This is a genomic window from Haloferax massiliensis (genome assembly GCF_001368915.1).
In the GTDB taxonomy this organism is placed as follows: domain Archaea; phylum Halobacteriota; class Halobacteria; order Halobacteriales; family Haloferacaceae; genus Haloferax; species Haloferax massiliensis.
On the sequence record NZ_CSTE01000006.1, the window covers coordinates 120,272 to 140,137 of the forward strand.

Annotated in this window: 20 protein-coding genes; 10 read left to right on the top strand and 10 right to left on the bottom strand. The window is 68.3% G+C overall.

Going from position 1 to position 19,866, the window contains the following annotated elements:
- Window position 1: 1 nt before the first annotated feature.
- Window positions 2-1,000 carry an ABC transporter permease gene (locus BN996_RS18375; protein WP_042662442.1) on the bottom strand — a complete coding sequence of 333 codons (999 nt, stop codon included), beginning with the start codon at window positions 998-1,000 and terminating at the stop codon, window positions 2-4.
- 3 nt (window positions 1,001-1,003) lie between these two features.
- Complete coding sequence (locus BN996_RS18380; RefSeq protein ID WP_089781506.1) at window positions 1,004-2,635, bottom strand: ABC transporter substrate-binding protein; 1,632 nt, start codon at window positions 2,633-2,635, stop codon at window positions 1,004-1,006.
- Window positions 2,636-2,812: 177 nt separating this feature from the next.
- Here BN996_RS18380 and BN996_RS18385 point away from each other — a divergent pair, with 177 nt between their 5' ends.
- Window positions 2,813-3,451: a ribonuclease H family protein gene (locus tag BN996_RS18385; protein ID WP_042662440.1), complete on the top strand. Its 639-nt coding sequence runs from the start codon at window positions 2,813-2,815 to the stop codon at window positions 3,449-3,451.
- Between the two features lie 178 nt (window positions 3,452-3,629).
- Window positions 3,630-4,355 carry a hypothetical protein gene (locus BN996_RS18390; protein ID WP_089781508.1) on the top strand — a complete coding sequence of 242 codons (726 nt, stop codon included), beginning with the start codon at window positions 3,630-3,632 and terminating at the stop codon, window positions 4,353-4,355.
- Between the two features lie 33 nt (window positions 4,356-4,388).
- On the opposite strand, the gene BN996_RS18395 is transcribed toward BN996_RS18390, so the two are convergent.
- Together BN996_RS18395 and BN996_RS18400 are read right to left on the bottom strand one after the other, a co-directional pair.
- On the bottom strand, window positions 4,389-6,644 hold the full coding sequence (locus tag BN996_RS18395; RefSeq protein ID WP_089781510.1) for an NADP-dependent malic enzyme: 2,256 nt from the start codon (window positions 6,642-6,644) through the stop codon (window positions 4,389-4,391).
- Window positions 6,645-6,775: 131 nt separating this feature from the next.
- Window positions 6,776-7,882 (bottom strand): M24 family metallopeptidase, encoded by a 1,107-nt coding sequence (locus BN996_RS18400; RefSeq protein ID WP_089781511.1) that lies wholly within the window; start codon window positions 7,880-7,882, stop codon window positions 6,776-6,778.
- Between the two features lie 234 nt (window positions 7,883-8,116).
- Between BN996_RS18400 and BN996_RS18405 the strand changes: the two genes are divergently transcribed.
- The 5 genes from BN996_RS18405 (at window position 8,117) to BN996_RS18425 (ending at window position 11,895) form a co-directional block, all read left to right on the top strand.
- Window positions 8,117-8,908 (top strand): COX15/CtaA family protein, encoded by a 792-nt coding sequence (locus BN996_RS18405; protein WP_193310977.1) that lies wholly within the window; start codon window positions 8,117-8,119, stop codon window positions 8,906-8,908.
- A gap of 265 nt (window positions 8,909-9,173) precedes the next feature.
- Window positions 9,174-9,983, top strand: a complete 810-nt coding sequence (locus tag BN996_RS18410) for a basic amino acid ABC transporter substrate-binding protein (protein ID WP_007274582.1) — start codon at window positions 9,174-9,176, stop codon at window positions 9,981-9,983.
- 49 nt (window positions 9,984-10,032) lie between these two features.
- A complete protein-coding gene (locus BN996_RS18415; RefSeq protein WP_004969786.1) occupies window positions 10,033-10,866 on the top strand; it encodes an amino acid ABC transporter permease in 834 nt (277 codons plus the stop codon).
- Complete coding sequence (locus BN996_RS18420) at window positions 10,863-11,591, top strand: amino acid ABC transporter ATP-binding protein (RefSeq protein WP_007274581.1); 729 nt, start codon at window positions 10,863-10,865, stop codon at window positions 11,589-11,591. Before BN996_RS18415 ends, BN996_RS18420 begins: the two co-directional genes overlap by 4 nt.
- Before the next feature lie 70 nt (window positions 11,592-11,661).
- Window positions 11,662-11,895: a DUF8106 domain-containing protein gene (locus tag BN996_RS18425; RefSeq protein ID WP_007274580.1), complete on the top strand. Its 234-nt coding sequence runs from the start codon at window positions 11,662-11,664 to the stop codon at window positions 11,893-11,895.
- Window positions 11,896-11,938: 43 nt separating this feature from the next.
- Here the strand turns inward: BN996_RS18425 and BN996_RS18430 are convergent, their stop codons facing one another.
- The 3 genes from BN996_RS18430 to BN996_RS18440 form a co-directional block, all read right to left on the bottom strand.
- On the bottom strand, window positions 11,939-12,967 hold the full coding sequence (locus tag BN996_RS18430; RefSeq protein WP_089781515.1) for an alcohol dehydrogenase catalytic domain-containing protein: 1,029 nt from the start codon (window positions 12,965-12,967) through the stop codon (window positions 11,939-11,941).
- Window positions 12,968-13,099: 132 nt separating this feature from the next.
- Window positions 13,100-14,560 (bottom strand): replication factor C large subunit, encoded by a 1,461-nt coding sequence (locus BN996_RS18435; protein ID WP_089781517.1) that lies wholly within the window; start codon window positions 14,558-14,560, stop codon window positions 13,100-13,102.
- Window positions 14,561-14,673: 113 nt separating this feature from the next.
- Window positions 14,674-15,066 carry a DUF8058 family membrane protein gene (locus BN996_RS18440; protein ID WP_007274577.1) on the bottom strand — a complete coding sequence of 131 codons (393 nt, stop codon included), beginning with the start codon at window positions 15,064-15,066 and terminating at the stop codon, window positions 14,674-14,676.
- A gap of 205 nt (window positions 15,067-15,271) precedes the next feature.
- On the opposite strand from BN996_RS18440, the gene BN996_RS18445 reads away from it, so the two are divergent.
- The gene (locus BN996_RS18445; RefSeq protein ID WP_089781519.1) at window positions 15,272-15,910 is read left to right on the top strand and encodes a GNAT family N-acetyltransferase; all 639 of its coding nucleotides are present in this window, start codon (window positions 15,272-15,274) and stop codon (window positions 15,908-15,910) included.
- A complete protein-coding gene (locus BN996_RS18450; RefSeq protein ID WP_089781521.1) occupies window positions 15,907-16,554 on the top strand; it encodes a GNAT family N-acetyltransferase in 648 nt (215 codons plus the stop codon). The genes BN996_RS18445 and BN996_RS18450 overlap by 4 nt, the downstream gene beginning before the upstream one ends.
- A gap of 8 nt (window positions 16,555-16,562) precedes the next feature.
- Here BN996_RS18450 and BN996_RS18455 read toward each other — a convergent pair whose 3' ends face one another.
- Window positions 16,563-17,750 (bottom strand): metal-dependent hydrolase family protein, encoded by a 1,188-nt coding sequence (locus BN996_RS18455; protein WP_089781741.1) that lies wholly within the window; start codon window positions 17,748-17,750, stop codon window positions 16,563-16,565.
- 171 nt (window positions 17,751-17,921) lie between these two features.
- On the opposite strand from BN996_RS18455, the gene BN996_RS18460 reads away from it, so the two are divergent.
- Entirely contained in the window at window positions 17,922-18,503 is a 582-nt protein-coding gene (locus BN996_RS18460; RefSeq protein ID WP_089781523.1) for a DUF7978 family protein, read from the top strand.
- Window positions 18,504-18,551: 48 nt separating this feature from the next.
- On the opposite strand, the gene BN996_RS18465 is transcribed toward BN996_RS18460, so the two are convergent.
- Complete coding sequence (locus tag BN996_RS18465) at window positions 18,552-19,124, bottom strand: GNAT family N-acetyltransferase (RefSeq protein ID WP_089781526.1); 573 nt, start codon at window positions 19,122-19,124, stop codon at window positions 18,552-18,554.
- Between the two features lie 73 nt (window positions 19,125-19,197).
- The gene (locus BN996_RS18470) at window positions 19,198-19,842 is read right to left on the bottom strand and encodes a metal-dependent hydrolase (protein ID WP_089781528.1); all 645 of its coding nucleotides are present in this window, start codon (window positions 19,840-19,842) and stop codon (window positions 19,198-19,200) included.
- Window positions 19,843-19,866: the final 24 nt, after the last annotated feature.

Below are 19,866 nucleotides of genomic sequence, written 5' to 3' on the forward strand. Positions count from 1 at the left end.
GTTAATCGTAGGCCACCTGCGGGTTGACGTAGGCGTACAGGGCGTCAACGAGGATGTTCACGAGGACGAACCCGACCGCGACGACGATGAGCGAGCCCTGTAAGACCGGCCAATCGCGGGCGTTGATGCTGTTGATGATGAGCGTCCCGAGCCCCGGCCACGCGAAGACGGCCTCCGTGATGACGGCCCCGCCGATGAGGGTTCCGAGTTGGAGACCGATGACGGTGATGACCGGGATGAGCGTGTTCCGAAGCGCGTGCTTGTAGCGGACCAACGTCTCGGGGAGCCCCTTCGCCCGCGACGCGCGGACGTAGGTCTGTCCGAGTTGGTCGAGCATCCCGCTGCGGGTGAGCCGCGTGATGAGTGCGGTGAAGTACGTCCCGAGCGTGACGGCGGGGAGCGTGATGTGCCACAGCCACGTCCCGAAGCCGCGTATCGCCGCGCCCGGGTCGCCGCCGACGAGAAGCAGCGCGATGCCGTCGAGGCCGATGGGACGCTGGCTCGTCGGGAACAGGTTCAACTGGACCGCGAGCACGAGGATGAGCATCACCCCCAGCCAGAAGTTGGGCGTGCTGATGCCGACCAGCGAGAACACCGTCGCGCCGTAGTCCGCGGGCTCGTGCCGCCGCGTGGCCGACAGGACGCCGAGCGGGATGGCGATGACGACGGCGACGACGGTCGCCGCGACGGCGAGTTCGAGCGTCGCCGGGAGCTTCGCCACGACGCGCGCCGACACCGGCGTCCGGGTCACGAGCGACAGGCCGAGGTCGCCGAACGGGATACCGGAGACGAACTCCCAGTACTGGACGTACAGGGGCTCGTTCAGCCCGAGTTCGGCGATGACCTGCGCTCTGACCTCGGGGTCGACGTCGGGGGGCAACAGCACGTTCGCCGGGTCCCCCGGCGAGATGAACCGGAGGCCGAAGACGACCGTGATGACCCCCCAGATGACGAACAGCCCCTGGAGCGAGCGCTTGATGAGGAACCTCGACAGCGACATCGACTACTGCTGGCTCATCGCGTACGCGTCGATGCGCTCGTCGGAGCGGGCCTCCCACGCGATGGCGTTGCTGACGCCGTAGACGCTGTACTGCTGGTTCAGGAATATCCACGGGCACTGCTCGTGGGCCATCGCGTTCGCCTCCTGGAGGGTCGCCTCGCGCTCCTCGCCGGACTGGTTGCCGGCCTGTTCGAGCAGCGCGTCGAACTCCTCGTTTTGCCACGTCGTGAGCGTCCCCTCGGAGGCGAGAAGCGCCTCCATGACGAGGCCGCCGTCGAACGTCGCCTCGCCCCAGCCGATGAGGAACCACGGCGGGCGGGCCTCGATACTGCCCGCGAGCAGTTCGTCGACGAGCGACCCGAAGTCGCGCTGGCGAACCGTCGCCGTGACGTTCGGGAGCTCGTCGATGTAGCCCGCGACCGCCTGCGCGACTTCGAGGTCCTTCAGGTAGCGCCCGACCGGCGTGTGAAGCTCGATTTCCGCGCCGGCGTAGCCGGACTCCTCGACCAACTGCTCGGCTTGGTCCGGGTCGTGCGGGTACGGGTCGATGTCGGGGTTGTGGCCGACGAACTCGGGGAGAGTGGGCTGGCCCGTCTGCGCGCCGAAGCCCCCGAGGACGTTCTGGACGATGCTTTCGAGGTCGATGGCGTAGTTCATCGCCTGCCGGAACTCCATCGAGTCGAACGGTTCGACGTCGTAGCGCATCCCGTTGTAGATGATGCGGGTCGACGGGGCCGCGGCGACGCGGGCGTTGTCGGAGTTGGTGACGCGCTGGACCTCCTGCGGCGGGACGTTGACGATGAGGTCGGTCTCGCCCTGCAGGAGTTGGTTGACGCGCGTGCTGGCCTCCGACGCGGCGCGGAAGGTGAGCGTGTCGACCGCCGCGGGCTCCCGCCAGTAGTCCTCGTACGCCGTGAGGACGACCTCCTCGTCTTCGGTGTACGAGTCAAGCTGGAACGGTCCCGTGCCGTTCATGTGCTGGCTGATGTACGCCTTGTCGTTCTCCTCGACCCACGACTGCTGCATCACGTCGAGGTAGGTCGCGAACTCGGAGAACACGATGGGGTTGAGGGAGGCGTTGTTGACCCTGACCGCGTTCTCGCCCTCGATGACCTCCGCGCCGGCGACGCCGGCGAGTTGGTCGCTCTGCGGGCTGGCGAAGCCGACCTCCTCGTCGACGACGCGGTTGATGCTGTAGGCGACGTCCGCGGGAGTGAGTTCGTCGCCGTTGTGGAACGTGACGTCCTCGCGGAGGTCGAAGCGGACCGCGTTCTCCCCGTCGATGCGCTCGTAGTTCGTCGCGAGCGAGGTCTGAATCGACCCCGCCGCGTCGCGGGTCAAGACGCCCTCGTACGCGTGGAGGACGACGATGTCCGTCGTCGTCTCGCGGTGGTCCTGCGGGTCGAGACCGGAGGGCATCTGCCCCTGCGTGATGGTCACGTCGAACGAGCCGCTGGCCTCGGTCGTCGTCGTGGTCTCGTCGGTTTCGGTCTCCTCCCCGCCGGTCGTCGTCTCGGTGGTCTCGGTCTCCTCCCCGCCGCCACCGGAACAGCCCGCGAGCGCCGCCGACGCCGCCGCGCCGCCAGCCAACTTAATGTACGACCGTCGACTAATGTGAGAATTGGTATCAGCCATCGAAGGTAGATTGAGTCGGTCGTTCTTATATCCATTGCCTGAGATTCGGCCCCGCATAGCGTTCTGACAATATATTGTGCGCAGTTATGCTCCCGGGGCATCGCCGCTGAACACACGGATGCGTCATCCCCCCAAACACGGGGTACGTTTATTACTGCCCATCGCGGAATCATTCGTATGGCCGTGACCGGCCGTCCCACACTTCGGGACTTGTTCGACGAGTCGCCGACGCCCCACATCGCACACCCGCCGCGAACGCATCAACGACACTTCTACGTCGCGACGGACGGGTCGTACCGCCCGAACGGCGGGGGACTCGGTGCGGTGATAGAGACCCGCGACGGCGAGCGAGTCGCCCGTATCGCACTCCCGGACGTGCCGCCGGACAACAACGTCTCGGAGTATCGCGCACTGCACCTCGGACTTGACGTGCTCGCCCACCGCGCGCCGCCGGGCGCTCGCGTCGGCGTCCTCGTCGACCACGACGACCTCGCCGCGAACGTCAACAACGCCGTCCTCGCCGGTGACCACCCCGACTGGAAGTCGCCGAAGCGAATCGTCGTTCCCGCCGGAAGCGAACACCACTGGCGGGGGATTCAGGCCCGCATCGCCGGGTTCGGCGAGCTACGCGCCGCGCGAATCGACAGCCGCGAGAACCCCGCGCACCCGCTGGCGAACGCGCCGGGCGAGTACGAACACGTCAACCGGCGCGCCGACCGCTGTGTGCTCCCCGACCCCCCGGAGTTCGAGGCCGACTCCGGGAGGGACGTGAGCTACCTCCCGCCCTCGCGGTTCGAGGGGCGCGCGAGCGACTGAGCGCAGAGCGTCGCTGAGACCCGTCCCGTTCGCCCCGCCCATCGAGTGGGCCGCCGAGCGCGAGCGGTCTCACCGGGCTGTCGCCTTCCCGGGGCGCGTCCCCCGGGCGGCCGTCCCGCCGCCGGCCGGTCTCCTCACCGTCACAAAGTTGACAACGCGGAGCGACGACGCCGGACGTATGGACTCCGCGGAGACCGTCGACACGTTCGACCCGCGGCGACGCGGACTCTCGCCGCTCGCCGCGACCGCGAGACGCCACGCGACACGACTCGTCGCCATCGGTCTTCTGACGGCCGTCTCCGTCTTCGCCGCTATCCGCGACCCAGGACTCCTCTCACCGACCGGCGGACTCCCGCCGACTGCCGGCGTCTCTCCGACCGCCGGTGTTTCGACAGCTGTCGCCGGAGTCGGCGACCCGACCTTCCTCGTCCGTCTCGAACTGGGCGTGCTCACCGGCACTCTCACCGCCGGCGTCTCGCTCGTCGCCCTCGCCGGCTGCGACCCCGCGGTCGACCTCCGCGCCGCCTCGGGGTGGTTGGCGGTCGCCGCCGCGGGCTTTCTCGTCGGGACCGTCGCCGCGCGGCAGTTCGCGCCGGGCCTCACCGACCTGCTGGTCGAATGGGGCCGCGTCGCGGCCGACTCACGCCAGTCGGCGCTCGAACTCGAACTGTTCTTCCCGGTCGCGGTCGGCGGCGGCGCGGCCGTCGCCCCGCTCCTGCTCGGACTGCGCCGCGCCGGCGCGCTCTCCCGCCGACTCGCCGGGACGACCAGAGGGCTGTCGCTCCTCTGTCTCGTCGCCTTCGCCGCGTGCTTCTCGCCGCCGGACTCGACGACCTTCGCGCTCTACGCGGCCCCGCCGGCGGTCGGACTGGGCGTCGCCGTCGCGTGGGTCGAGTTCGGGTAGCGATTCGAAGAAAAACCGAAGACAGATTGCGCGTTACTCTTCCTGCGCGTCCACAACCGCCGTCGCCGCCAGGTTGACGATGTCTTTGACCTCGTCGCCGCGCTGGAGGACGTGGACGGGTTTGTCCATGCCGACGAGCATCGGGCCGATCGCCTCCGCGCCGCCGAGGCGCTGGAGGAGCTTGTAGCCGATGTTACCCGCTTCGAGGTTCGGGAACACGAGGACGTTCGCGGGGCCGTCGAGCTCCGCGAAGTCGTAGGTTCCTTCGAGGATGTCCTCGACGAGGGCGGTGTCGGCCTGCATCTCGCCGTCGACCGGGAAGTCCACGTCGGGGTCGTCCTGCAGGAGCGCCGCCGCGCCGCGGGGCTTGCGCGTCCCCTCGTTCGTGACGCTCCCGAAGTTGGAGTACGAGAGCAGCGCCGCGCGGGGTTCGACGTTGAACTGGCGTGCGAGGTCCGCGGTGTGCTTCGTAATCTCCGCGAGAATCTCCTCGTCGGGGTCGAGGTTGACCGTCGTGTCGGCGCAGAAGACGACGCGGTTCTTGAACGTCATCATGTAGACGCCGGCGGCGTAGTTGGCCTCGTCGGCCGTTCCGATAATCTGCAGCGGCGGGCGGAGCGCCGAGGGGTAGTGGTGAGTCAGCCCCGTCAGCATCGCGTCCGCGTCGCCGACTTCGACCATGACGCTGGCGAAGTAGTTCGAGTCGCGGCGGACGAGTTCCTCAGCCTCGGACTTCGTGACGCCCTTGCGCTGTCGAAGCTCGTAGAGGCGGTCGACGTAGTGGTCCCACTCGCCGTCGCGGGGGTTAGCGATGGTCGGGTCGAAGTCGAGACCCAGCTCCTCGGCCTTCCGCAGTATCGTCGTCGTCTTCCCGACGAGGATGGGTTCGGCGATGCCCTCCTCCTGCATCTGGTAGGCGGCGCGAATCATCTTCTCGTCTTCGCCCTCGGCGAGGGCGACCCGCTTGGGGTTCGACTTCGCCTTGTTGAGGACGACGCGCATCATCTCGCGGGACTTCCCGAGGCGGGCTTCGAGGCGCTCGCGGTAGGCGTTCATGTCGAGGCGCTCGCGGGCCGCGCCGGAGGTCATCGCCGCCTGTGCGACCGCGGGGGCGACCTCGAACAGCACGCGGGGGTCCAACGGTTTGGGGATGACGTAGTCGGCACCGAACTGCAGCGGGTGGTCGCCGTAGGCCTTGACGACCGCGTCGGGCACGTCCTGCCGGGCGAGTTCGGCGAGCGCCTCGGCGGCCGCGCGCTTCATCGCCTCGTTGATTTCGGTCGCGCGCACGTCGAGCGCGCCGCGGAAGATGAACGGGAACCCGAGGACGTTGTTCACCTGATTCGGGTAGTCAGAGCGTCCCGTGGCCATGATGACGGTGTCCTCGCGGGCCTCCTTCGCGTCCTCGTAGGTGATCTCCGGGTCCGGGTTCGCCATGGCGAAGATGACGGGATTGTCGGCCATCGACCGCACCATCTCTTGGCTGACGATGCCGCCGACCGAGAGCCCCGCGAGCACGTCCGCGCCCTCCATCGCGTCCGACAGCGACCCCTCGTCGACCGGCTGCGCGAACTCGGCTTTGTACTTGTTGACGTCGCCTTCTTCGACGCGCGACTCGGTGATGATGCCCGAGGAGTCGCACATCGTGATGTTCTCCTTTTTCGCGCCGAGCGAGACGTAGAACCGCGCCGTCGCGAGCGCGGACGCGCCCGCACCGGAGAAGACGATGTCGAGGTCGTCGAGGTCCTTGTCCACGATGTCGGCGGCGTTCAGAAGCGCCGCGCCGGAGATGATGGCCGTGCCGTGCTGGTCGTCGTGGAACACGGGGATGTCCATCTGTTCGCGGAGCTGTCGTTCGATTTCGAAGCACTCCGGGGCCTTGATGTCCTCCAAGTTGATGCCGCCGAACGTCGGCTCCATCGCCTTCGTCGCCGCCACGAAGTCGTCCACGTCCGCGATGTCGAGTTCGACGTCGAACACGTCGATGTCGGCGAAGCGCTTGAACAGCACGCCCTTGCCCTCCATCACCGGCTTCGACGCCTGCGCTCCGATGTTCCCCAGCCCGAGGACGGCGGAGCCGTTCGAGACGACGCCGACGAGGTTGCCCTTCGCCGTGTACTCGTAGGCGGCGTCTTCGTCGTCGGCGATGTCGAGACACGGCGCGGCCACGCCCGGCGAGTACGCCAGACTCAGGTCGCGTTGAGTGTTCGTCGGCTTCGTCGTCGCAATCTCGATTTTTCCGGGCGGGTCTTGTCTGTGATATTCCCGTGAGTCGTCGTCCAGTCCCATGACCCACACGTCCTCACGCAGGGGGCAAAAAGCTATTCAACAACGTCGAATTTTGACTTCGACAATAGTCGAATCCTCACCGGACGGCGGCGAGGTCGCGGCGGCGAATCAACGCCGCCCCGTTCGAAAAATTACTCCGTTTCGATGTGAAGAATTTCCGGCCGTTCGAGTTCGACCGTCTCGTCGGCGTCGGTCACGGTCCGGGTCGGCCAGCGGCCGGTCGCGGTCAGCGGCTCGACGCCCTCGTCGGTGACGAGGGCGGTTCCCTCGCTTTTTGCGCCCTGAATGGTCGGGTTGTAGGCGTAGCCCATCGGCGCGCGGACCTCGTCGTCGGCGTCGGGCGTGGCGAACCACTCGCGGCCCGCGAACCCGGCCGCGCCGCCCTGATGGTGGTTCAGCCACTCCTCGGACTCGCCGACCGCGTCGTAGGCGTCGCGGATGGCGTCGAACACGTCGCCGGCGGTGCCGCCCTCCGCGGCGGCCTTCCGGGTCGCCGCCAGCGCCTCGGTCTCGACCCGCATCGCTCCCTCGTGGCGGGTTTCGAGCCACTCCGGCGCGTCGAACGCGACGGTCCGCGTGCAACTCGCGTAGAGACCGCCGCGCTGGGCCGTCACTGAGACGAGGGCGTAGTCGCCGAGTTCCTCCTGTTTGGGCGTGTAGTGGCGGTACTTCTGGACGCGCCGCGCGCCGCCGACGAGCACCACCGGCGCTTCGATGCCCATCGCGCTGAGCGTGACCTTCAGACCGGAGGCGACCTCGTGTTCGGTGTCGCCCGGCGCGAGTTCGCGGCAGACCCGCTCGACCGCGCTCGCCGCGTCGCGGCCGAGTTCGCGGTAGGCCTCGATGTCGGCGTCCGAAAGCGGCTGGCGGACGGCCGCGGCGTCCACGTCCTCGAAGCCGGGCACGTCGAAGTCGGCGGCGGCGGGTGTCGGCGAGACCGCCTCGACGCCGGACGCCAGCGAGCCCTCGTACCACTGGAATCGGTGGACGCGAACGTCCTCGTGGGGCAGTTCCTCGTGGAGCAGGCGGTTCGCTTCGATGTTGTCCGTCACGACGTGGAACTCGTCGCCGTCGTAGCCGGCGGCGGCGACGCCCAACGGCGAGTCGCGGTCGACGACGCTGTCGCCGCCGAGGAGCCACGCGAAGGAGTTCGGTCGGGCGAACCAGACCGCTTCGAGGCCGTTGTCGTCGAGGTAGCCATCGAGTCGGTCCGCTCGGGAGTCGAGTCGCTCGTCCATGTTCGCGCGTCCAGCCGAATCGACTTGAATGGGACGGCTCGGACGACCCGGGCGGACCGGTCCAACGCGACCGAGGCGAACTGGTCCGACACGAGCCGAGCGGCCGGGCCTGTCGTGCGAGGAGGTAGCACGGTGGGTTCTTCGAGGACCATACCGACGAGATATAAGTTCGCGCGGTCCCGACCCACGCGTATGACACCTCGGCTTCGCCGCCTCCTCGCGGGGGCCGCCGCGATGACCGGCGTCCTGATGGTCCTCGGCGTGTACACCGCCGCCGCGGGCGCGGGCCTCACCTGTGCCGGCCGCTGGCCGTTCTGCGACGGCTTCCTCGGCCTGTTCCCGGCCAACTGGGGCAGTTTCCTCGAATGGTTCCACCGCCTCGTCGCCATGCTCACCGGCTTCCTCATCCTCGGAACGACCGTGCAGGCGTGGCGCGAGGGCGTCGCGAAAGGCGTCCGCTACGCGCTCGTCGTCGCCACGGTCATCCTCCCGTTCCAAATCGTCCTCGGGGCGCTCACCGTCACCGAGTACGAGTGGGTCATCCTCACCGCCCACTACGTGGTCGCGACCTCCATCTTCACCGCCGTCGTCGCCGCCGCCGCGTGGGGACTCGCCGACCGCGGCATCCCCCGCATCGCCGACGCGGTGGGACTGGCGCTCGTCGGCGCGCCCGTCATGCTCGTCCTCGCGCCCCACGCGTTCGTCTCCTTCGGCCCGACGACGCAGGCCGTCTACTACGTCGTCGGCCTCACGACCTACGCCGCGCTCGTCGCGGTCACCCTCTGGGCGAACGCCGCTCACGGCCCGCGGGCGGACGCCTACGACCGGCTCAGATTCGTCACCGCGCCCGCGAGCGTCGTCGTCGTCGCGCTTCTCATCGCCGGCCGGCAGGTGTACGGGCCGGCGCTCGAACTCGCCCACCTCGGCGGGACGGTCCTCGCGCTCGTCCTCGTCGTCGGCGCGGCGGTCCTCGTCCGCGGCGGCCTCCCGATACCGCAGGCCGGCGCGACGAACGACGCCGACTGACGGCGGAGCGTGACCTCGGGTTGGGGAGGAACTCCGTTTAACAACTAAAATACAAGAAATGAGATAACTATCGGCAATATCAACAACTTTCGCGATTCGAGTTGCATACTACTCCGATAAAACGACGATATGGCGAATCCGTTTCACGGTTAGAGATATATCCCACCCATCCACACAATTCCCGGATATTTTTCGTCAATATCGGAACGAATTGACGAACGGACCGAAGAAGTGTTATACGGGGCTGTGCTACCTGATGGCTGTTATGGAACGTCGCACCTTTCTGAAGGGCTCCGCCGGGGCCGCGGCCGCGTTCACGCTGGCCGGCTGTCTCGGCGGCGGCGGCAGTAGTAGCGAGACGATTACCATCGGCTCGGACATCCCGTACCGGCCGTTCGAGTACGAGACGACCGAGGGCGAACTCGTCGGCTTCGACGTCGACATCGCCGAGGCGGTCTTCGGCGAACTCGGCTACGAACACGAGTTCCAGAAGACGAGCTTCGACAGCATCATCCCCTCGCTCAACAACGGGAACTTCCGCGTCATCATGTCCGCGATGACCATCACCGAGGACCGCGCGGAGCAGATCGACTTCTCGGACCCGTACTTCACCGCCTACCAGACGGTCATCGTCCTCAACAGCAGTGATATCTCCTCGAAGGAGGACCTCCAGGGTGTCACGGTGGGCGTCCAGAAGGGGACGACCGGCGAGAGCGCCGCGACCAGCCTCAAAGAGGAGTTCGACGGCGACCTGACGATTCAGAGCTACGACCAGGTGACCGGCGCGTTCGACGCGCTCCGGAACAACCAGGTCAGCGCGGTCGTCAACGACAACACCGTCAACGCCGCCTTCGTCGACCAGAGCGACAACGTCCGGTTCCTCGAAGGTCCCGGTGCCGCCGAGGAACAGGGCAAGGAGAACGCCCCGCCGTACCTCACCCTCACCGTCGAGGAGTACGGCATCGGCTTCCGGCAGGACGACGACGACCTGCGCGAGGAGGTCAACGGCGCGCTCCAGACCATCCGCGACAACGGCACGTACGACGAGATTTACTCGGAGTACTTCTCCGGATAAGCCGAACCAGGACGCGTTTTTTATCCCACCACTGTGAGAAACACTACCAATGGCTGAATCCTACTCCGAGGGACGAACCGGTGACGGTGAGTACCAAGAGCAGTTCTTGAACGACAAAACGCTCAGGCGACTGGGCGCGGCCATCGCGGGACTATTCACGCTCGGAGTCGGCGGGTTCATCGCGGCGATTATCTTCACCCAGGTCGATTTCGAACTCCTCGTCGAGATTATCCACCCGCAGTTCGTCAACGCGTTCCTGCGAGTGCTCGGTATCGTCCTCGTCGGGAGTCTGTTTTCCGTCACCGCGGGCGTCTTCGTCGGACTCGGTCGGGTGTCGAACACGAGGTTCACGAACACCGTCGCGACCGCCTACGTCGAGTTCTTCCGCGGGACGCCGCTTCTGTTCCAGTTGCTCGTCATCTACGTCGGGATTCCGGCGTTCTGGCCGCCGGGGCAGTTCCCCATCTCCAACTGGGCGATTCCGACCGCGATTATCGGACTGACGCTCAACCACGCCGCCTACGTCGGCGAGGCCGTCCGCGGCGGTATCGACGCCGTCCCGGAGGGCCAGATGGAGGCCGCCCGCTCGCTCGGGATGTCTTACGTGCAGGGCATGCGCGAGGTCGTCCTCCCGCAGGCGTGGCGCAACGCGCTCGCCGCAATCGGCAACGACCAGGTCATCCTCGTGAAGGACACCTCGCTCCTGACGGTCATCGCCATCCCGGAGCTCATCAGCGCGTTCCGCAACGTCAACTCGACCACGTTCGACCCGTGGACGCCCATCCTCCTCGTCGCCATCGCCTACCTCATGATTACGATTCCGCTCGGTAAAATCGTCAGTTACCTCGAAGCCCGCTCCGACTGGGGAGGTGACCGCCGATGAGCCTCCTCGAATTCGACGAGGTGGACAAGTACTTCGGCGAGACGCACGTCCTGAAGGACGTCGACCTCGACGTCGAAGAGGGCGAAGTGTGCGTCGTCATCGGCCCCTCGGGGTCCGGGAAATCGACGCTCCTCCGCTGTGCGAACCGCCTCGAAGAGATTCAAGACGGCGAGATTCGACTCGAAGGCCAGTCCATCTCTGCGGAGGACGCGGACATCAATCGCCTGCGACAGCGCATCGGCATGGTGTTCCAGAGCTTTAACCTCTTTCCGCACAAGACGGCGCGGGAGAACGTGACGCTCGCGCCGACGAAGGTCAAGGGCCTCAAAGAGGGAGACGCCACGCGGCGCGCCGACGAACTGCTCGACCGGGTCGGCCTCGGCGCGCAGTCGAACTCCTATCCGAACCAACTGTCTGGCGGCCAGCAACAGCGCGTCGCCATCGCCCGCGCGCTCGCCATGGACCCCCACGTGATGCTGTTCGACGAGGTCACGAGCGCGCTCGACCCCGAACTCGTCGGGGAGGTGCTCGACGTGATGCACGACCTCGCCGACGAGGGCATGACGATGCTCGTCGTCACCCACGAGATGGGGTTCGCCCGCGAGGTCGGCGACCGAATCGTCCTCATGGCCGACGGCCGCGTCGTCGAGGACTCGCCGCCCGAGGTGTTCTTCGAGAACCCGAAGACCGACCGCGGCAAGCAGTTCCTCTCGAAGCTCCTCTGAGACGGGGTAGCCGGGCACACACCCGGAATCTTCCAACAAGCTTATCCCCCGAAACGCCGCTTCCTGCGGCATGAACTACGCTCCCCGCGAATTCAGTCACGAACCGCCCGATAGCGAACGCACCAAGGCCGTCCTCTTCTGTCAGACCTGCGGCCGCGCCGCCGGCATCGACGCGTGGTCCGAGCGGACGCGCGACGGCCGGACGGTCCGACTCGACTGTCCCGACTGCGGCGAGGTCGTCTGGCGCGGCCTCGCGGACGACGAGCCGTCCGAGGAGCGTCGAACGCCGACGCCGACGCCCTGAGCCGGCAACGAGCCAACGAGCGTCCGAACCGCCGACTCCGCTTTTACGGAACCATCACTTCGACGCCGACGGTGTCGTAGTCGGTCATCGCGGCTAGTCGCTCGGGTACCTCGTCGAGCGAGACGGTCTTCGTCACGAGCGAGCCGGGGTCGACCGCGTCCGACGCGAGCAGCGAGAGCAGGTCGTCCGCGTTCGTCGGCGGCATCCCGCGCGCGCCGAGGAACGACACCTCGTGTCTCGTCATCCAGTCGGTCGGAAGCGACACGTTCCCCTGTTCGGCCTCGGTCGTCAGGCCGACCTGGACGTGTGCGCCCCGAGGCCGGACCGACCGAACCGAGTTCCGGCAGGTCTCGGCGACGCCAAGCGCGTCGAGCGAGACGTGCGCCCCGCCGTCGGTCAGCCCCCGGATGGCGTCCACCGGGTCCTCCGCGGAGCCGTCGACGACGGCGTCAGCGCCGAGGTCGACGGCGACGACCCGCGCGCCGAGGACGTTCGCCACCTGAATCGCCGACAGGCCGACACCGCCGCAGCCGTGGACGGCGACCCACTGGCCCGCGCGGAGGCCGGCGCGGGCGTCGAGGGCGTTGTAGGCCGTCATGAACCGACAGCCGAGCGCGGCCACGTCGGTCGGGGAAACATCCTCGGGGAGCTGAATCGCGTTGTAATCGGCGGACGGGAGATGGACTAACTCCGCGAACGCGCCCTGCGCGGACGGTTCGAAGCCGAGGGCGTGCGGGTGGTCGCCCGTGCAGACGTTGCCGTGGCCGGTCTGGCAGTAGCCGCACGAGCCGCAGGCGAGGTTGAACGGCAGGGCGACGCGGTCGCCCTCCCGAATCGTCTCGACGCGGTCGCCGACCTCGACGACGCGGCCGGCGGGCTCGTGGCCGAGAATCTGGCCGGCGGGGACCGCGTCGTCGGCCCACTCGCCGTGACCCATCCACGAGTGCCAGTCGCTCCGGCAGATGCCGCAGGCCTCGACTTCGACGACGACGCCGTCGGGGTCGCACGTCGGGTCGGGGACTTCGGTCACGTCGAGCGGTTCACCGTGTTCGCGGAGGACTGCGGCTCTCATACGCGCGGTTCGTCGGGCGGCCCCAAAAAGCCCCGCGTGGCGTTACTCTCGGGCGGCGGCGCGACAGAAACGCGGCGGGAACGCGGCTGGAACGCGGCTGGAACGCGGCTGGAACGCGGCGGACGGTCCCGCTCAGAAGAAGTCGTCGAGCCCGGACTGCCCGTCGTCGGTCGAGGCGTCGTCCTCGTCGCTCTCGGCCGCGTCGTCGGCGTCGGCGTCGCGGTCGAGCACGTCGTCGGAGCCCTCGTCGCCGTCGGCGGCCGCCGCGTCGCCCTCGACGGACACGTCTTCCATCCCGGCGAACGCGCCGCCGGCGTGTTCCTCGACCAGTTCCTCGCGGAGTTCGCCGGCGTCCTCGACGATGGACTGGACCTTGTTCGTCGTCTCGCCGCTCCCGGTGACAAAGGAGACGTGGGACTCGTCGAACTCGTAGTAGGCGGCCATGGCGACGGTCAGTTCGCGGGGCTTGCAGTGGTGGGTGATAGCCGAGAGGTACGGGAGGACCTCGCGGCGGGCGGTCGCCATGCTGAAGCCGCCGTTCTGCGCGATTTTCCGGACGACGGTGTCGCGGGTCTTGTCGCGGGTCGAGCGGTAGGGCGCGCCGCCGTAGCGGGTCCACCCGCCGCGGGTCCGGTCGCGGGAGGCCGCGACGCCGGCGGCGAGGTTGTCGGTCGCGTAGCGCCAGTAGGAGTAGTTCTGCGTGGCGCGCACGCGGCCGAGCCAGCGGTCGGCGTTGGCGAGGAAGTCGTAGGCGCGGGCGAGTTCGTCGGGTTCGTAGACGAGCGACACCTTGTCCTCGACCCACTTCGTGAGGTCGTCGGGCGTCTCGTCCACGTCGTAGGCGGTGTAGAGCGCGTCCTGAGCGGACTCCTCTTTGAGGACGGCGTCGAGGAACTCGAACAGGCCGACCGATCGGTCGCGGTCGCCCATGACCACGTCCTCCTCGGTGATTTTCTCGCGGCCCTCGGCGATGGCTTGGAGGTCGTTGACGGCCGAGCGAAGGTCGCCGCTGTTCATCTCGGCGATGCGGTCGAGCGCGTCGGATTCGAACGCTAACTCCTCCTTGCGGCAGATGTCGCGGAGGACGGGGACGATAGAGCGGGCGGACACGTCGCGGAACTCGATTTCCCGACAGGCGTTCCGAAGCCCGCGGCTCATGTCGTAGAACTCGTTGGCGATGAGGACGATGGGCTGGCTCGACGACTTGACGAGGCGGGTGACGGCGCTGGCCCCGCCGCGGTCGTAGTTGCCGTGGATGTTGTCGGCCTCGTCGAGGATGACCAACTGTCGGGTGGACGTGCCCGTCGACGAGCCGGCGAGCGTCGCGTTCTTCGCGGCGCGGCCGGCGAAGCGTTCGATGACGTCGCCGGTCCGCTGGTCCGACGCGTTCAACTCGACCGTCTCCCAGCCCATGTCGGCGGCGAGCGCGTGGGCCGCGGAGGTCTTTCCGATGCCCGGGCTCCCGTGGACGACGACCGCCTCTCGATGGTCGTCCCACGTCTCGGCCCACTCCGCGAGGGCGTCGCGGGCCTTGTTGTTGCCGCGGACCTCGGAGAGCGTCGATGGGCGGTACTTCTCCGTCCAGTCTACCATTACCGGAAGGAGGACCGAGGCGCGTTTAGTGGTTGCGGAGCGCCGCGCGCCGGCCGGACGCTCCGCCGGAAGCGCCCGAACTACCGGGGCGACTCACCGACGCAGACGCCGACTCACCACGCCGCCCGCCGCGCCCGGTTCCGGGCGTCGACGAGGGACCACCCGAGCGCCGCGAGCGTGGCGAGACAGACAACGAACAGCGCCACGACGACGCCGACTCGTCCGACTGCGGCGTAGTAGCCGGCGCTGTCGATGACGCCGGCGAAAAGCAGGCCGAAGGCCACGAGACTGAGCGGGCGCGCCCACAACTGCCGTCGGACGAGTCCCGCACCCGCCACCAGAAGCGACACGCCGGTCAGCCCGCCCAACACGAGCGACGCGAACAGCGAAAACGGGTCGGTCCGCGGCTCCATCACCGGGCCGCCGTCGACGGTCAACGCCCAGATGACGAGCGTCACGGCTCCCATGACGAGCGCGTAGCCGCCCACCGTTCGCTCCCAGTCCATCTCGTTGCACTCCGTTCCGTCCCCGCTAGACGCGCTCCCGACACAAATACGCATCTCCGGGTTCTCGCGCGGGAGAAGGTGTGTGCGCCCGGAACGTGTTCGAATCCGACCGATCCGAGAGCCGCGGCCAGTCAGGTCGTGCATCACGTTGACATATGTCAATAGTCAGAAAACTTATTAGCGCCCTCCGAGTGGACTCCGTCCCATGTTCCCCGACGAAATCGTGACCCCGCGGCTCAGGCTCCGGGCCCTGTCGCGGGCGGTCGTCGACCCGTTGGACGCCTACGACCGCTTCGCGGCCTCGCGGTCGGACACCATCGAAGAGGAGACCGAGTTCGTCACGTGGAACCCCCACGAGACGCCCAAGGAGACGCTGGAGTTCCTCGAACAGGCCGAAGACGGCCACGAATCGGCCGAAAACGCCATCTACGCCGTCTTCCCGCGCGACGGCGAGGACGGTGCGGGCGAGTTCGCGGGCACCGCCGGCTTCAACCCCGAGTGGGACAAGCGCCGGGCCGTCTTCGGCATGTGGCTCCGCAAGGAGTTCTGGGGTCGCGGCTACTCCGGCGAGCGGGCGGCCGCCTTCTTCGCCGCCGTCTTCGACGTGCTCGACCTCGACGTCGCGCTCGCCTACGCCATGCCCGAAAACGAGGCGTCGTGTCGAGCTATCGAGAAGTACACCGACCGGTTCGGCGGGCAGGAAGACGGCCTGTTCCCCAACGAGACCGTCGATGCCGACGGCACGCCGCGCGACGTTCGCGGCTGGTCCGTGACCCGCGAGCAGTGGGAAGCCGCCGCCGGCGGCGACTACGACGCCGAGTTCCGCTGGGAGGGTCGCGAGTGAGCGACCTCTACCCTCCGGTCGTCGAGACGCCGCGGCTCCGACTGGTCGCTCGTCGCCCGAAGTACGTCGGCGTCCACGAGGCCTACGAACTCTGCTCGGCCCCCGAGATGGACGACGTGACGCGGTACATGCCGTGGTCGCGCCACGAGACGCCGAAAGTTACGAAGGAGTTCCTCGACCGCGGGGAGTCGAGTTGGACCGACGCGGCGAGCGCCGACTACGCGATTATCCCCCGCGCGGGCGAGGGCGGCGCGGGCGAGATTGCGGGGTTCGGCGGGCTCCACACCGAGTGGGACCGCCGCGTCGGAGAACTCGGCCTGTGGCTCCGCCCGCGCTACTGGGGCCGCGGTTACTCGGGCGAGCGAGCCGCGGCGCTGGCGGCGCTCGCGTTCGACGCGTTCGACCTCGAAGTCGTCTCGGTGTCGCACGTCGCCGAGAACGAGCAGTCCAAGCGAGCGATAGAGAAGTACATGGCGGCGCTCGGCGGCGACCTCGACGGACGCGACCGCAACAGCATCGTCGTCGACGGCGAGCCGACCGACGAACTCCGCTACAGCGTCTCCCGCGAGGACTGGCTGGCGACGACCGGCGGGGACTACGACGCCGAGTTCCGCTGGGACGTCGACCCCGACGACGTTCGCTGAGCCGCCGCTTATTCGCCGTCGGGAACCGCACCGGGGACCGCGCCGGCGACGACATGACCGCCTTTCAGGACCGCCGTCGGGTCGTTCAGCAGCGTCAGGTCCGACAGCGGGTCGTCGTCGAACACGAGCAGGTCGGCGTACGCGCCGGGTTCGACGACGCCGCAGTCGTCCAGTCCCACCGCGTCGGCGGCCGTCTCGGTCATCGCCCGGACAGCGTCCAACGGTTCCATGGCGTGCTGCGCCATGAACTGCACTTCCGAGGCGTTGCCGCCGTGGACGTTGAACGGGGTGCCCGCGTCGGTGCCGCCGGCGATTCGGACGCCCGCCTCGGCGGCCAGCTTGAACGACTCGATGTGGCGGTCGTAGACGAACTCGGTCTTCGTCACGTCCTCCTTCGTCGCCGCCTCGGTGTTGCGGACGATGTGGTACGGCGCGGAGAGCGTCGGCACGAGCGTCGCGTCGCGCTCCAAGAACAGGTCGATGGCCTCGTCGTCGAGGAACGTCCCGTGTTCGACCGTGTCGACGCCGGCCCGGATGGCGGCTTTCACGCCCTCGCCGCCGTGGGCGTGGGTCGCGGTGTGAACGCCCCGGCGGTGCGCCTCGTCGACGAGCGCGTGGAGCTCCTCCTCGGTGAACGCCACCGCGCCGGGGTCGCTGCCGGGCGTCGTCACCCCGCCGGTCGCCATGAACTTGATGAAGTCTGCGCCCAGTTTCACCTGCTCTCTGACCGCCGTTCGCGCCTCGGTCGGCCCGTCTATCTCGCGGCCCATGTGGTGGCCGTGACCGCCGGTGATAGTTATCGACCGGCAGTTGGCGACCGTCCGCGGGCCGGGGACGTCCCCGGCGTCGATGGCGCGCTTCAGCGCCACGTCGATGTCGCGCGCACCCATCACGCGAGCGCCCGTGACGCCCGCTTCGAGCGTCTTCCGGGCGTTTCGCGCCTCGACCAGCGTGAGTTCGGCGTCTGACATATCGACTACGTCCTCGACGCTCCGCTCGCCCGACAAGGAGAAGTGAACGTGCGCGTCCACCAGTCCGGGCGTGACCGTCTTGCCGGAGAGGTCGACGACCCGTTCGTCGCCGCGGGGGTCGAGGTCGCCGACGGCCTCGATTCGCCCCGTCTCGGCGTCGGTTCGCACGTCCGCCTCGTCGGTGACGCGGTCGCTTCGAATCACCCGCGCACCCCGTAGTAGCATGCCCATCGCTATCGCCTCCCGCGACTTGAACGTGGCCCTCTTGCGTTCGCCGGCCGTCCGGTGGTCTCCGGACACGTCGCAACCAGTGTGAACCGTCAGTACGCACCGCGAGACGCCGTCTCACGCCGGCCACGAGACATTTACGGGAGAACGATAATGTGTCTCGACACAATGTCATCGACACCTCACTCGACGTCCGGCGCAGACCCGTCGACGCTTCGGTCGGTCGGGAGCGGCGGCGTCGCCGGTCTCGGAGCGGCCCTGTTCGGCTACCTCGTGACGTACCTGCTGTCCTCCTCGACCATCGAGAACTCGACGGCCAGTCAGGTGCTCGAAGCCCTCGGCTCCGACATCTCGACGTGGAAGGTCGTCGGCTGGGTGTTCATGAGCGCCCACGGCGTGACGACGCGGTTCCCCGGCCTGTTCGGAACGACCTCCAGCGCGAACCTCATCGAGAACGTCGAGGCGTTCTCGCCGGTGCTCTACGTCGTGCCCGTGGTCGCGCTCCTCGCCGCGGGCGCGCTCGCGGCCGTCGTCAGCGGCGCGTCCTCGCCGCAGGAAGGCGCGCTGGCCGGCGCGGGAACCACCGTCGGCTACCTCGTCTTCGCGCTCGCGGGTATCGCACTGTTCACCGTCAGCGTCGGCGACGCGGCTATCAGTCCCGACCCGGTCACGTCCGCGCTCCTCGCGGGCGTCGCCTACCCCGCCGTTCTCGGGACCGTCGGCGGCGTCGCGGCCACGGCGCTCCGGTAGTCGCCGACGTCCGCTCGCTCGGTCCCCCGGTTGCTCGTTTTCCCGACCTCAGAGGTCGCGCGCGACGAGTTCGCCCCAGTGGTCGAAGCCGTAGCGCTCGTAGAACGCCCGCGCCCGGCCGTTCGCCTCGTCCACGTCGAGGACGATTCGGTCCAGGGGGAGGTCCTGCGAGCGCACGTGGTCCAACACCGCGCCCATGAGTTCGTCGGCGACGCCCGTGCCGCGGTAGTCGGCGTCGAGAAACAGTTCGTTGAGCACGGCCGCATCCCAGATGAACGTCATCTCCTCGGGGAGCGCGAAGGCGTAGCCGACCAGATTAGCGTCGTCGTCGCCGTTGTCCACACCGTCGTCACTATCGATGCCGCCATCACTGTCCCCGTCGCCCGACACCGCCTCGGCGACGACGACGCACCCGGGGTCGTCGGTCGCACAGCGCTCGACCCACGAGAGGTATCGCTCGCGGTAGTCGTCGGTGAGTTTCGCCTCGTACGTCGACAGCTTGTCGTCGCCGCCGGTCCCCGCGCCGAGGCCGAGTTCGAACCCGCGTTTCAGTTCCCAGAACGCGGCCGCGTCGCCCGGTTCGTAGGGTCGCACCTCGACGCCGTCCGGTGTCTCTGTCATGCACGCGGATGCGTCGCCGTCGGTTATGAACGCTCGGAGTCGCGGCCGCGTTCTCGGGTCAGTCCGCGCTGACTCACTCCGACGAGCCGCGAAGCCGCTCCGAGAGGAGTCGCCCGCCGACCACGCCCGCCCCGAGAACGACGAGCAGCAGCTCCAGTCCGGACGAGGCGAGCGGGGCGATTCGCTCGACGTTCTCGGGTTCCGCGCCCGGCGACGGGTCGACCACGGTGCTGTAGTGAAGGGTTTCCGTCGTCGGCGGCGGCGACGCGGGCCGTAGCTCGACGAACGTCTGGACGAACCCGCGCGTGCTCGACCACTCGGCGCGCCCGTTGATGGAATAGAAGGCGTCGTGGAGCGGGTAGAAGGCGTTGACGCCGTTGGTGAACAGGTCGGGAAAGATGCCCCCACAGAGGAGCGCGGCGATGCCCACCCACGCGACCGCGACCCCTCGGGTACCCCATCGGCCGCGAATCGCGGAGCGCTCTGGGTCCCGAATCCGCGTGTCGTAGACGACGACCGCGGCGAGCGCGAACGGGAGCAACAGCGTGTGGAGGAGCGCGCGGTGGCTCCCCGGCAGGAGCGTGCTGGTGAACGAGTCGAGGTCGGGGACCGCGGCCGCGGCGAGCGCGACGCCGATAGCCCGGGCGTCGAACCAGCGACCGAGGAGGGCGGCACCGACGAGTCCGCCGACCGCGACGTGGACGAGGGTCGATGGCATACCGCGTAGTGGTCGGGCGACGGC